This is a genomic window from Pantoea nemavictus, from assembly GCF_037479095.1.
Classification (GTDB): domain Bacteria; phylum Pseudomonadota; class Gammaproteobacteria; order Enterobacterales; family Enterobacteriaceae; genus Pantoea; species Pantoea nemavictus.
In genome coordinates this window covers 1083451-1096549 of record NZ_JBBGZW010000001.1, presented here as the reverse complement: position 1 = coordinate 1096549, position 13099 = coordinate 1083451, and the positions used below count along the sequence as shown (strand labels likewise).

The following is a 13099-nucleotide window of genomic DNA, read 5'->3' as shown; positions in this document are numbered from 1 at the left end:
AAATTATGGACCAAAATCGTCTTACTCATCTGCGCCAGCTGGAGGCAGAGAGTATCCATATCATCCGCGAGGTGGCGGCCGAGTTCAGCAATCCGGTGATGATGTACTCCATCGGCAAAGACTCCTCGGTGATGCTGCATCTGGCGCGCAAAGCCTTCTATCCGGGCACGTTGCCATTTCCGCTGCTGCACGTTGATACCGGCTGGAAATTCCGGGAAATGTACGAGTTCCGCGATCGCACCGTAAAAGCGATGGGCGCGGAGCTGCTGGTGCATCGCAACCCGGAAGGTGTGGCGATGGGCATCAACCCGTTCGTGCACGGCAGTGCCAAGCATACCGACATCATGAAAACCGAAGGCCTGAAGCAGGCGCTGAACAAATACGGCTTTGATGCAGCCTTTGGTGGCGCACGGCGTGATGAAGAGAAGTCGCGCGCCAAAGAGCGCATCTACTCATTCCGCGATCGCTTCCACCGCTGGGACCCGAAAAATCAGCGTCCTGAGCTGTGGCACAACTACAACGGCCAGATTAACAAAGGCGAAAGCATCCGCGTGTTCCCGCTCTCCAACTGGACCGAGCTGGATATCTGGCAGTACATCTTCCTGGAAAATATCGAGATCGTGCCGCTGTACCTCGCCGCACCGCGCCCGGTGCTGGAGCGTGACGGCATGCTGATGATGATTGATGACGATCGTATCGATCTGCAGCCAGGCGAAGTGATCAAACAGCGTATGGTGCGTTTCCGTACCCTCGGCTGCTGGCCGCTGACTGGCGCGGTGGAATCGGAAGCGCAGACGCTGCCGGAAATCATTGAAGAGATGCTGGTCTCCACCACCAGTGAACGCCAGGGACGCGTGATTGACCGCGACCAGGCCGGTTCGATGGAAATGAAGAAACGTCAGGGTTATTTCTAAGGAGACGCAGATGAATACCGTTATTGCACAACAGATTGCCGATCAGGGCGGTGTAGAAGCCTGGCTGACCGCGCAACAACACAAAAGCCTGCTGCGTTTCCTCACCTGCGGTAGCGTTGACGACGGCAAAAGTACGCTGATTGGTCGCCTGCTGCACGATACGCGTCAAATCTATGAAGACCAGCTGTCATCGCTGCACAATGACAGCAAACGTCACGGCACTCAGGGTGAGAAGCTTGACCTCGCCTTACTGGTTGATGGTTTACAAGCCGAGCGCGAGCAGGGCATTACCATTGATGTGGCTTATCGCTACTTCTCCACCGAGAAGCGCAAATTTATCATCGCTGATACGCCGGGACACGAGCAGTACACGCGCAATATGGCGACCGGCGCCTCTACCTGCGATTTAGCGATCCTGCTGATCGATGCGCGTAAAGGCGTGCTGGATCAGACGCGTCGTCACAGCTTTATCTCCACGCTGTTGGGCATCAAGCATCTGGTGGTCGCCATCAACAAGATGGATCTGGTGGAGTACAAGCAAGAGACCTTCGAGCAGATCAAACAGGATTATCTCGATTTCGCCGCGCAGTTGCCGGAAGACCTCGATATTCGCTTTGTGCCGATGTCAGCGCTGGAAGGCGATAACGTGGCGACGCCGAGCGTGACCATGCCGTGGTACAGCGGCCCAACGCTGCTCGACGTACTGGAAACCGTGGAGCTGAATCGCGTGGTGGATCATCAGCCGATGCGTTTCCCGGTGCAGTATGTCAATCGTCCCAACCTCGACTTCCGCGGTTATGCCGGTACGCTGGCCTCTGGCGTAGTGAAAGTGGGCCAGCGCGTAAAAGTGCTGCCATCAGGCGTGGAATCGACTATCTCGCGCATCGTCACTTTTGATGGCGACTTGCCGGAAGCGGGCGCTGGTGAAGCGATTACGCTGGTGCTGAAAGATGAAATCGACATCAGTCGTGGCGATCTGCTGGTGGATGCCGCCGCCGATCTGCAAGCGGTGCAATCCGCGACGGCGGACGTGGTGTGGATGGCTGAGCAGCCGCTGCAGCCGGGACAAAGCTATGAAGTGAAGATTGCCGGTAAGAAAACCCGCGCGCGCGTGGAGAAAGTCATCCATCAGGTGGAGATTAACTCGCTGGAGAAGCGCACGGTGGATAGCCTGCCGCTCAACGGCATCGGTCTGGTCGAACTGACCTTTGACGAACCGATGGTACTGGATGCCTATCGGCAGAATCCGGTTACCGGCGGCATGATCTTTATCGATCGTCTGAGCAACGTGACGGTCGGCGCGGGCATGATCAATCAGCCGCTGAGCAATGTGCGTGCACAAGCGGGCCAGTTCAGCGATTTCGAGCTGGAGCTGAATGCGTTGGTGCGCCGTCACTTCCCGCACTGGAACGCACGCGATCTGCTGGGCGGTCAGTAATGGCGCAGCACGATGAAAACGTGGTGTGGCACGATCATCCGGTAACGCGTGAGGAACGCGAACAGCAGCATGGCCATCAAGGCGTGGTGCTGTGGTTCACCGGACTTTCCGGATCGGGCAAATCCACCGTGGCCGGCGCGCTGGAGCAGGCGCTGCATCGCGCCGGGGTGAATACCTATCTGCTGGATGGCGATAACGTGCGTCACGGCCTGTGCCGTGACCTCGGCTTCAGCGATAGCGATCGTAAAGAGAATATCCGTCGCGTGGGTGAAGTGGCGAAGCTGATGGTTGATGCCGGTTTAGTGGTGTTGACCGCCTTTATCTCGCCGCATCGTGCCGAGCGCCAGATGGTGCGCGATCTGCTGGGCGAAGGGCAGTTCGTTGAGGTGTTTGTCGATACGCCGTTAGCGGTGTGTGAAGCGCGCGATCCCAAAGGTCTCTACAAAAAAGCCCGTGCCGGTGAACTGCGTAATTTTACCGGTATCGACAGCGTGTATGAAGCGCCAGAAGCCCCTGAAATCCACCTGGATGGCGAACAATTGGTTACAAAACTGACCGGCCAATTGTTAGACCTGCTGCGTCACCGCGATATCATCAAATCCTGAATCGACAGCGGCAAATCCTCCCGGGTTTGCCGCGCTTAGCGTCAACAGGATCTCTATGCAGAACGTAACGCCCATGCTAGCCCGTAAAGATGAACGCACCCCGGATGAGCCTCGCTCGTCGCTGCCGGGCGGCGTGTTTGGCTTTCTCTCGTACTGGTGCGCGCTGGCGATTCCGTTCATGCTCTACGGCTCCAACACGCTGTTCTTCTTCCTCTACACCTGGCCGTTCTTCCTCGCGCTGTTACCGGTTTCAGTGCTGATTGGTATCGTGCTGAGCCTGGTGATTCGTACGCATTTATTCTGGAGCGGCATCGCCACAGCGATCGTGGTGGTGTGCCTGTTCTGGCTGCTGTTCTCATTTCTCTCGGGTTGGTAACGCCCACCTGATGTGCAAACGCATCGGCTGGTTACAAAACTTTACCTGCCGTCTCGCGCCTCTCTCTGTCATTATTTGCGCCGATAACTGCTGGTGCGCGGCATTTTCGCCGCCGCAGTGGAGTCCAGCGCCAAGTTATGGGATGATTGGGCCGTTTTTCAGGGGGCGGGGATGGGAAAACTGACGTTACTGCTACTCGTGCTGCTGGGATGGCTTCAATATTCCCTGTGGCTGGGTAAGAACGGTATTCATGACTACACGCGCGTCAACGAAGACGTCGCGTCACAACAGGCGAATAACGCCAAACTTAAAGCGCGTAACGATCAGCTATTTGCCGAAATTGACGATCTCAATGGCGGCTCGGAAGCGATCGAGGAACGCGCACGCAATGAACTGGGCATGATTAAGCCCGGTGAGACTTTCTATCGTCTGGTGCCAGACCAGAACAAACGTAACGCGCAACAAGCTGCGCAAAATCAACAACGATAAGCCATGAACAAGCGCCCGATCCTTGCGGATGTGATTGCCGTGGTGCCCGCCGCAGGTGTGGGCAGCCGTATGCAAGCTGCCTGCCCAAAACAGTATCTGACCATTGGTCAATTTACCCTTCTTGAACATAGCGTTGCGCGCTTGCTGGCTCATCCGGCGGTAAAACAGGTCATTGTGCCGGTAAGCAGCGATGACGGCTGGTTCGATTCACTGCCGCTGGCGCAGGATTCCCGCGTGGTAAGAGTGACCGGTGGCGACACGCGCGCTGAATCTGTGCTGGCGGGATTAAAGGCCATTCAGCATCACCAATGGGTGCTGGTGCATGATGCCGCGCGCCCGTGCCTGCATCCGGACGATTTAGCGCGCCTGCTGGCGGTACGCGAGTACAGCAACGTCGGCGGGATTCTGGCGGCGCCGGTGCGCGACACCATGAAGCGCGGCGAACCAGGCAAAGCGGTCATTGCTCATACTGTTGAACGCGAAGACTTATGGCACGCGTTGACGCCACAATTTTTCCCGCATCAACTGCTCACCGCGTGTCTAACGCGCGCACTCAATGAAGGCGCTACCATTACCGATGAAGCGTCGGCATTAGAGTATTGCGGCTATCATCCGCAGTTGGTGAGCGGACGCAGCGACAACATTAAGGTAACGCGACCAGAAGATCTGGCGCTGGCGGCCTTCTATCTTACTCAGATTCAGTTACAGGAGAGCGCATGATGCGTATCGGTCACGGTTTTGACGTTCACGCTTTTGGCGGCGAAGGTCCGTTAGTGATTGGTGGGGTGCGTATTCCCTTCGAACACGGTTTTATCGCCCATTCTGACGGCGATGTGGCGCTGCATGCGTTGACGGATGCCTTGCTCGGCGCCGTGGCGATGGGCGATATCGGCAAGCTATTCCCAGATACCGACCCGGCGTTTAAGGGCGCGGACAGCCGCGGCCTGCTGCGCGAAGCCTGGCGTCGTATCCAGCAAAAAGGCTATCGCATCGGTAACGTTGATGTGACCATTATTGCGCAGGCACCGAAAATGTTGCCGCACGTGCCGCAGATGCGCGTCAATATTGCCGAAGATCTCGGTTGCCATATGGATGACGTCAACGTGAAAGCCACCACCACCGAAAAGCTCGGCTTTACCGGTCGCGGTGAAGGCATTGCCTGTGAAGCGGTTGCGCTGCTGATTAAGGCCGATCGGGCATGAGTGAGCTGCATTACCTGCACGGCGTGCCCAATGCCAGCGGCGTGATTAAAGCCAATCCCGAAGATTTTGTCGTGATTGAAGATCTTGGCTATCCCTATGATGGCGAGGGAGAACAGGTTTTAGTCCGCATTCGTAAAATTGGCTGCAACACCCGCTTTGTTGCCGAAGCCATCGCCAAATTTCTTAAGGTGCCGGTACGCGATCTCAGCTATGCCGGCATGAAAGATCGTCATGCGGTCACCGAGCAGACGCTGTGCTTCCGAGTGCCAGGCAATGCGATGCCGAATCTGGCCGGTTTTCAGCTGGAAGGCGTCGAAATCCTGCAGGTGATCCGTCACAAGCGCAAACTGCGCACCGGCGCGCTGGCGGGCAATGCCTTCCGTTTAATCGTGCGCCAAATTTCCGATCGTAGCGACGTTGAAACGCGTCTGCAGCAGATTCAACAGCGCGGCGTACCCAACTATTTTGGCGAGCAGCGCTTTGGTCGCGGCGGTAACAACCTGACGCAGGCAAAATTGTGGGCTGAAGATAAATTCCGCCCGCGCGATCGCAGCATGAAAGGCATTTTACTCTCGGCAGCGCGCAGCCAGCTATTTAACCAGCTCACCAGCGCCCGTTTACAGCGTGATGGCGCACTGGATCGTGTTCAGGCGGGAGATGCGTTACAGCTGGCAGGACGTGGCAGCTGGTTTGTCGCGCAGGCGGAAGAGTTAGCGGAACTGCAGCAGCGTGTCGATAACCATGAACTGCGTATCACCGCACCGCTGGCCGGACGCGGCGAGCTCGGTACCCAAGGCGAAGTGCTGGCGTTCGAGCGGGAGCAGCTGGCGTCGTCGGGCGATCTGCTGGCTTTACTCGATCGTGAACGCGTTGATGCCTCGCGGCGTGCGGTGCTGGTGGTGCCGAAAGATCTGCGCTGGAGCTGGTGGGACGACGTCACGCTAGAGATGCAGTTCTGGCTGCCGGCGGGCAGTTTTGCTACCAGCGTGGTGCGCGAGCTGCTAAGCAACGGCGCAGCAGCACCGATTGGCGACGAATAGGTACATTCGGCGATCATGAGCAAAAATCTTACCATTAAGGATATTGCGCTGCTCGCCGGTGTTTCTATTACCACCGTTTCACGCGTGCTTAACAAGCATGCATGGGTGTCTGAAAAGACCCGTGCGCGCGTCGATAAAGTGATTGCTGAGCATCAGTTCAGCCCCAACCTGATGGCGCGCGGCATGATTTCGCGTCAGAGTTACACCCTTGCGGTGATCGTTTCCGATATCACCAATCCCTACTTCGTCACCTTAGTGGCGCAGATTCAGCAAGCCTGCCTGGCCATTGGCTATAAAATCACGCTATACGATACACAATCCGCCAACCGCAGTGATGGTACGTCAGGCGATGAAAGCGCAATTTTTCAATCGATCATTGATAGCCAAATTGATGGCGTCATCGTGCTTGGCGGCCACAGCGACTTTGCGCCGATTCCGCCAGATTATCTGACGATGCTGGAGACGCTGATGAGCAAAATGGCGGTGGTGGTGGTCGGCCAGCCCCATCCCGATCGTCGCTGGCCATGCGTAATGCGCGATCATCAGCATTGTGTTGAGCTAGCGGTTAATCACCTGCTTGCGCGTGGCCTGCGTGACATCGCTTTTATCGGCGGCTCACGCAAAGTGTGGGTGACACGCGAACGCGTCAATCATTTCCGTGCGGCTCTACAGCAGGCGGGAATCACGCCGAACGACGCGTGGATTTGCTTGAATAACTTCTATCCGCAACATGGCTATCAAGCGATTGAAACGCTGTGGGATCTGCCACAACCGCCGCAGGCGCTGGTCGCCATCAACGATCGCGTGGCGATGGGGGCCATTCGTGCGCTTAGCGATCGCGCTATTCAGGTACCTCATCAGGTGGCCGTTATCAGCTGCGAACGTTTCCCCGGCAGCGAATTTTTCATTCCCCGCCTCACTAGCGTAGATCATCAGAACCCGCAGCTTGGGCAGAACATTATCACTATGATGATGGCGCAGCTCGACGGAAAATCATCTCAAGAAAATCAACAAATTGTCCCGCCAACGCCGGTATTAATCCTCGGCGAATCAGCTTAACCAGTAACTTAATCCCTTAATTTTAAATAAGTTACGCTTTGTAATCGCGATCTCATTTTCACCATTCCTGCGTTGACTTAATCTGCGCCATTAAATAAGTTTGCCTGCAACCTGAAAACGTTTTCAGTTTTTCAGGAGAACTGTTTAAGGAGCAGTAATGAAACCCACAATGATGACTTACATCCACCAGCAGCCTGAGGTGCTCAGCCACCTGCTGGCATGCTATCCAGATGATTTGCCCGCGCTCGGTGCAGCAAAATCGGTGCTGGTGCTCGCCACGGGTTCCAGCATCAATGCCGCCCTCAGCGCTAAATATTATGTGGAGCGTCTAACAGGCGTGCGGATTAGCGTGCAGGAGCCATTTCATTTCCAGCATTACGAGCAGTGGGATCCGGCCATCGATCTGGTAATCGCCATTTCACAAAGCGGCGAGAGCACTTCAACCCTGGCAGCAATTGCCGCCCTCAAGCAGCAGCATGGCGTGGCAACCTGGGGCATCACCGGCAAGCTGGCCAGTCCGCTGGCGCTGGCGGTGGATCATGCGGTGGAGATTAAAAGTGGCGAAGAGCGCGTCGGTTACGTCACCAAAGGCTATTTAGCCACCGTGATGACGCTGATGCTGATCGGCCTGCACAGCGCGCGTCAAAGCGGCCGTATCACCGCGCAACAGGAGCAGCAGGAGTTTGCGATGCTGCAGCGCGGCGCGACGGCGATTCCAGACATTATTGAACGTACTGAAATTTTCTGGCAGCGCTGGCAGGCGGATCTCACCGCCGCACCACGTTTTATCTCCATCGGCTTTGGACCGGCACTGGGTGTGATCAAGGAGATGGAGACCAAGTTCAGTGAAACGGTGCGCGTACCATCGCAGGGCATTGAGCTCGAAGCATTCATGCACGGCCCGTATTTCGAGATAAACCCACAACACCGTCTGTTCTTTGTTGATGTTGATGCGCCGGTACGCGAGCGCCTGCGTCTGCTGCGCGACTATGAACAGCGCGTTACGCCACACGTCTGGAGCCTTTGCCTCGGCGAAAGCGATGATGAACGCACGCTGGCGCTGGGGGTGGAAGTGAGCGAGGGGATGGCGCCGCTGCTGCTGGTGATTCCGTTCCAGATTCTGGCGCATCACATTGCGGAAGCGAAGGGTAACAATCTGCCGCAGCGCATCTTCACCGACTTTGGCGTGTCGATGAAGAGCAAAACCAAACCGGGCGATTACGACTAACATCGGGCGCGTTGAAAAAGGATAACCATAATGAAACTCGATTACGTGAAGCTGGCCCAGGCTATCCGGGAGCAGGTCGGCGGAGATGACAACATCAGCCATATTTCGCACTGCGCCACCCGTCTGCGGCTGGCCATCCACGATATGGCAAACGTGGACATCCCGGCTATCACCGGCTTGCCGGGGGTGATCCGCGTAGTGAATGCATCCGGGCAGTTGCAGGTGGTGGTGGGCCCGCAGGTGGAGCAGCTGTATCAGGCGATGCAGCTCGGGTCGCAACCGGCTGCTGAACCGGTCAAACCGGGTTCTGACGAACGTGGTCTGGCGGGAAAAATGCTGGCAACGCTTGGTGCGATTTTTACGCCCTATATTGGGGTCCTGGCCGGCATCGGGGTAATTAAAGGCATCATGGTGCTGCTGCAAACTCAGGGCCTGGTGGCTAGCGATGATCTGCTTTTCGCCATGTTTAATGCGCTCGCCAGTGGCGTTTTTGTCTTCCTGCCGCTGTTTATCGCGGTGACTGCCGCCGATCGTTTTGGCGCCAGCCGTTTCACTGCACTGGCATTAACGGCAGCGATGGTATTTCCACTCACGCAGCCTGACTTGCCGCAGCACTTCACCGTATTGGGTCTGAACATTAGCCTGAAAATATATGGCGGCGCGGTGATCCCAGCGATTCTGGCGGTGCTGCTGCTGAGCAACGTTGAACGCAAGCTGAAGCAGTGGATTCCGGACGTCGCGGCGCTGGTATTTGTGCCGTGTCTTTCGCTGATTATCTGCGGCTTTGTGGTATTCACACTGATTGGTCCACTGGCAGATTATGCCGGTGTCGGCATCGCCAATGGCTACAGCGCGCTCTATCAGCTCAGTCCCATGATCTCCGGCGCGCTGCTGGCGGGTATTGGCCAGCTGTTCGTGGTGTTTGGCGTGCACTGGGGCATTATTCCCCTCGCGCTGATTAACATTCAGGTGCAGGGCTACGACACCATCATGGCGATGTTCATGTCGGCGGTAATGGGGCAATTTGGTGCGGTGAGTGGCGCCATCTTTATCGCTCGCAATCTGCGTGACCGCCAAATTGCCCTCTCAGCGTCGCTATCGGCGTTTTTCGGCATAACCGAACCGGCGCTGTATGGCGTCAATCTCAAGTTCCGCATGTTGTTCATCTTCGGCTGTATCGGTGCCGCATTAGGCGGTGCAATTACCGGGCTGTTACAGGTAAAAACTTACAGTTTTCTTCCGGTACTCAACGTCTTCGAACTCGGTCTGTTTGCAGGACCCGATTCCAAAATGATTTATGAAGTGGCGGCGATTGCAGTGGCTTTCATCGTCCCCTTTGTCCTGACACTGATCTATGGCCGCTGGACGCGGCCCGGTGTGACTAAACCCAGCGCCTGACGCGCAACTTTCAATACTGACTAACAGGGACCAGGTATGCGGCTGCTATCGCAGGGCTGCGTGCACCTTAAGGAAATGCAATGAATGCTTTAACTCAGGGAAAAAAAGTGGCGCTGCTGCCACTGGCAACGTTGATGCTGTGTGCAGCACCGCCTGCGGCTAATGCGGCAGGTTTCATTGAAGACAGCAAAGTAGATGGCACGCTCTACTATTGGCAACGTCACCGCGAGCGTAAGGATCTCAATCCGGACAGCAGCCATTATCAGCACTATCAAACCAATCTGCATCACAGCACGCTGACCGGCGCGCTGGAGTATCAATCAGGCTATCTGGCTGATGTTGTCGGCGTGGATCTCGCCGCCTTCGCCACCTGGGATCTGTTTGAGGGCAGCCCGGCGCACCCCAATGAAATCAGCTTCAGTCATGGTCCATCGATGTGGGAAGACCGCGGCGTGGGCGAAAAAAATGGTCTCGATCTCTATCGTGCGGCGCTGAAACTGAAGGCGGGTGATTACTGGCTGCGAGCGGGTTACATCCAGCCGAGTGGCCAAACGCTGCTCGGTACACAGTGGGGATTCTTACCAGGCACCTATCAGGGCCTGGAAGTGGGAGCGGTTTATGACTATGGCTCCGCTGGTGCGCTGTCGCTGTCGTGGATGGGCGCCAACAAATATAAGGCGCCGTGGTATCGCAAAATGTACGAGTTTCGCGAAATCGATCGCCAGACGCGTATTCCCTATTTGCATTCGTTAGGCGGCAAGTACGACTTCAAAAACGGTAACACGCTGGAGCTGGCGTGGGGGGAATCACCGCACTACCTCGATAAATATTTCGCTAAGGCCGCTCGTCAGACTGTGCTTTGGGACAATCCGCTAAGTTTGAGCTGGCAGTTTTACGGTTCGCAGGATCGTACCGGCCGTCATGATGTTTATGACGAATTCGCCTGGCAACAGGGATTAACGCTGGCTTATCAGGTTGATCGCTATCAGTTCCGGCTGGAAGGCAGCGTGGTGCACGCGCCGGGCAAGCAGGGTTATTACACCGTGGCGATGACGCCGATTTACCCGAACTCGGCTGGCCGTATTGATATGTGGTGGGATTCTCGCTCTGACTTCAATGCCGACGGTGAGAAGGCAATCTTTGCCGGGATGATGGTTGATCTCAGCGATATTGTCTGGCCAGGCGTCAGTATCGGCGGCTCCTTTGCCTGGGGTTGGGACGGCAAACCGGCGCGCGGTGGCGATTGGTCACAGGATCAACGTCTGACCGAAACCGCCATTAACGGCGATCTGGTGTGGCAGGTGCAATCCGGCTGGGCCAAAAACACCGTGTTCAAACTCCATCTCACCGCGTTCAATAATCATAGCGATAACCCGAGCTGGGGCGGTGGCTATGGCAACGTTTTCCAGGATGAAAAGGACATCAAATTCCTGATGATTGCCCCTTTTAGCCTGTTTTAATCACTCAATACACTAAGGATGATGACCATGAGGATTCGTTTCTCCGCACTTACCGCCGCGCTGCTGATGGCTGGACTGGCACACGCTGAAACTCACGTGTTGATTAATCAGGTGGGTTACGACATTGCTGCACCAAAAACCGCCGTTGTTCAATTGACCGGCGAGTCACGCGCTAAGCCACCAGTAAACTTTGTGCTGCTAGACAGTGAAACCAATCAGCAGGTGCTGAGTGGCACTTTACAGCCGCAGGGCGAAGTGCAGGGCTGGGGCGATCGCACCTTCTACCGCGCGGATTTTTCCGCTTGGAAAAAACAGGGACGCTACGTGCTGCAAACCACCAGTAGCGACGGCGACGTTCGTTCCGGGCCATTTATCATCGGCGCCGATCTGCTGGAGCGCTACACGCTTTCCGATGTGATTGCTTACTTCAAAAGCCAGCGCGTCACCGGGTTGTTTGATAAGTCCGATCGCAAACTGCCGCTGCCGGCTGGTACAGGCTCTGGCACCGTTGATGTGCACGGCGGCTGGTACGATGCCACCGGCGATTACGGGGTGCATCTTTCACATCAAAATCTGACCTCCTATTTCAATCCACAGCAGGCGCCGCTGGTGGCCTGGAGCTTATTGCGCGGCTATCAGAACCTGGGTGCGCGCCAAAATCAAAATTTTGATGAGTATCGCCGCCGGATGCTGGACGAAGGCCTGTACGGCGCCGATTTTCTGGTGCGGATGAAACGTCCGGGCGAATCTTTCTTCCAGGCGATCTCTTCGCCCGGTAAAGAGAAACGGGCGCAGGATCGCGTGATTGCCAACCCAAACTGGCGTACGCAGATTAAGGAGAAAGAGTCAGATTCCACTATTGTCGAGGAGGAAGCCGTTGGGCGGCTGGCATGGCAGGCGAGTTTCCGTTCAGGAGCGGGTATGTCGATTGCCGCGCTGGCATTGGCCAGCACCATGGAAAATGACGGTAATTTCAGCCGCAAGCAGTATTTGCAAACGGCCGAAGACGCCTTCGCTTTTTTGCAAAAAAACAATGCGCACATGGTGAATGACGGTAAAGAGAATATCGTTGATGACTATACCGCGCTGCTGGCGGCGACAGAGCTGTATCGCGCTTCGCACAAAGCGGTCTATTTGACGGCGGCACAACAACGCGCGCAAAGCCTGATGGCACGATTGACCTCGCTGGATAACTGGCATGATTACTGGCGCGCCGATACGCAGCGACGCCCCTTCTTCCATCCGTCAGATGCCGGGCTGCCTGTGATCGCGCTGCTGGAGTATGCGCGCATTGCTCCGCAAGAGCAGCAGACGAAAATCAAAGATACGGTGAAACGCTCGCTGGGCTTTGAACTGGCGGTGACCAAAGAAACCAATAATCCGTTTGGCTACGCACGCCAGCTGATTCAATTGAAAAATGGTGATAAACGTACCAGCTTCTTCTTCCCGCATGACAGCGAAGCTGCGCCGTGGTGGCAGGGTGAGAATGCGCGTATCGCCTCGCTGGCGGCGGCTGCACGTCAGGCCATGCCGCTGTTTGCCGATGATAAAACCTTCACCCAGCAGCTGCAGGGTTACGCCTGGAATCAGCTAAACTGGATTTTGGGCAACAATCCTTATGATGTCAGCATGCTGACCGGCAGTGGTTACCGCCATATCAGCTATCTGTTCTTTAATTCATGGAAATACACCACGCTGCCAGGCGGCATTGTTAACGGCATTACCGGAGCATCCAACCAGGTCGCTGAGGGTATCGCCTTCGATGAAGGTTATGCCGTCACGCGGAAAGATGATGACTGGCGCTGGGCGGAAGGTTGGCTGCCTCATTCGGCCTGGTATTTGTACGCGGTGAGCTTGCCAGACCGCCAATAATCCTCGCTGTTGCCCGGC

13 protein-coding genes are annotated in these 13099 nt (G+C 56.1%); all 13 read left to right on the top strand.

Going from position 1 to position 13099, the window contains the following annotated elements:
- Positions 1 to 5 precede the first annotated feature (5 nt).
- The 13 genes from cysD (at position 6) to WH298_RS05050 (ending at position 13081) form a co-directional block, all read left to right on the top strand.
- Entirely contained in the window at positions 6 to 914 is a 909-nt protein-coding gene (cysD, locus tag WH298_RS05110; RefSeq protein WP_007893231.1) for a sulfate adenylyltransferase subunit CysD, read from the top strand.
- Between the two features lie 10 nt (positions 915 to 924).
- On the top strand, positions 925 to 2352 hold the full coding sequence (gene cysN, locus WH298_RS05105; protein WP_049852659.1) for a sulfate adenylyltransferase subunit CysN: 1428 nt from the start codon (positions 925 to 927) through the stop codon (positions 2350 to 2352).
- A complete protein-coding gene (cysC, locus tag WH298_RS05100) occupies positions 2352 to 2957 on the top strand; it encodes an adenylyl-sulfate kinase (protein ID WP_007893235.1) in 606 nt (201 codons plus the stop codon). The genes cysN and cysC overlap by 1 nt, the downstream gene beginning before the upstream one ends.
- Before the next feature lie 55 nt (positions 2958 to 3012).
- A complete protein-coding gene (locus WH298_RS05095; RefSeq protein WP_007893238.1) occupies positions 3013 to 3333 on the top strand; it encodes a DUF3561 family protein in 321 nt (106 codons plus the stop codon).
- A 171-nt stretch (positions 3334 to 3504) separates the two neighbouring features.
- Complete coding sequence (gene ftsB, locus WH298_RS05090; RefSeq protein ID WP_007893240.1) at positions 3505 to 3822, top strand: cell division protein FtsB; 318 nt, start codon at positions 3505 to 3507, stop codon at positions 3820 to 3822.
- A gap of 3 nt (positions 3823 to 3825) precedes the next feature.
- Positions 3826 to 4542 carry a 2-C-methyl-D-erythritol 4-phosphate cytidylyltransferase gene (ispD, locus tag WH298_RS05085; RefSeq protein ID WP_049852660.1) on the top strand — a complete coding sequence of 239 codons (717 nt, stop codon included), beginning with the start codon at positions 3826 to 3828 and terminating at the stop codon, positions 4540 to 4542.
- Entirely contained in the window at positions 4542 to 5024 is a 483-nt protein-coding gene (gene ispF, locus WH298_RS05080; protein ID WP_049852682.1) for a 2-C-methyl-D-erythritol 2,4-cyclodiphosphate synthase, read from the top strand. The genes ispD and ispF overlap by 1 nt, the downstream gene beginning before the upstream one ends.
- On the top strand, positions 5021 to 6064 hold the full coding sequence (gene truD, locus WH298_RS05075; protein ID WP_180822360.1) for a tRNA pseudouridine(13) synthase TruD: 1044 nt from the start codon (positions 5021 to 5023) through the stop codon (positions 6062 to 6064). Before ispF ends, truD begins: the two co-directional genes overlap by 4 nt.
- A 15-nt stretch (positions 6065 to 6079) precedes the next feature.
- Positions 6080 to 7123 (top strand): LacI family DNA-binding transcriptional regulator, encoded by a 1044-nt coding sequence (locus WH298_RS05070; protein ID WP_180822359.1) that lies wholly within the window; start codon positions 6080 to 6082, stop codon positions 7121 to 7123.
- Between the two features lie 157 nt (positions 7124 to 7280).
- Positions 7281 to 8351: an SIS domain-containing protein gene (locus WH298_RS05065; protein WP_180822358.1), complete on the top strand. Its 1071-nt coding sequence runs from the start codon at positions 7281 to 7283 to the stop codon at positions 8349 to 8351.
- A gap of 30 nt (positions 8352 to 8381) precedes the next feature.
- The gene (locus WH298_RS05060; protein ID WP_180822357.1) at positions 8382 to 9749 is read left to right on the top strand and encodes a PTS transporter subunit EIIC; all 1368 of its coding nucleotides are present in this window, start codon (positions 8382 to 8384) and stop codon (positions 9747 to 9749) included.
- An 80-nt stretch (positions 9750 to 9829) separates the two neighbouring features.
- Complete coding sequence (locus WH298_RS05055; protein WP_180822356.1) at positions 9830 to 11209, top strand: OprD family outer membrane porin; 1380 nt, start codon at positions 9830 to 9832, stop codon at positions 11207 to 11209.
- A 27-nt stretch (positions 11210 to 11236) separates the two neighbouring features.
- A complete protein-coding gene (locus tag WH298_RS05050) occupies positions 11237 to 13081 on the top strand; it encodes a glycoside hydrolase family 9 protein (protein ID WP_180822355.1) in 1845 nt (614 codons plus the stop codon).
- The last annotated feature ends 18 nt before the right edge of the window (positions 13082 to 13099 follow it).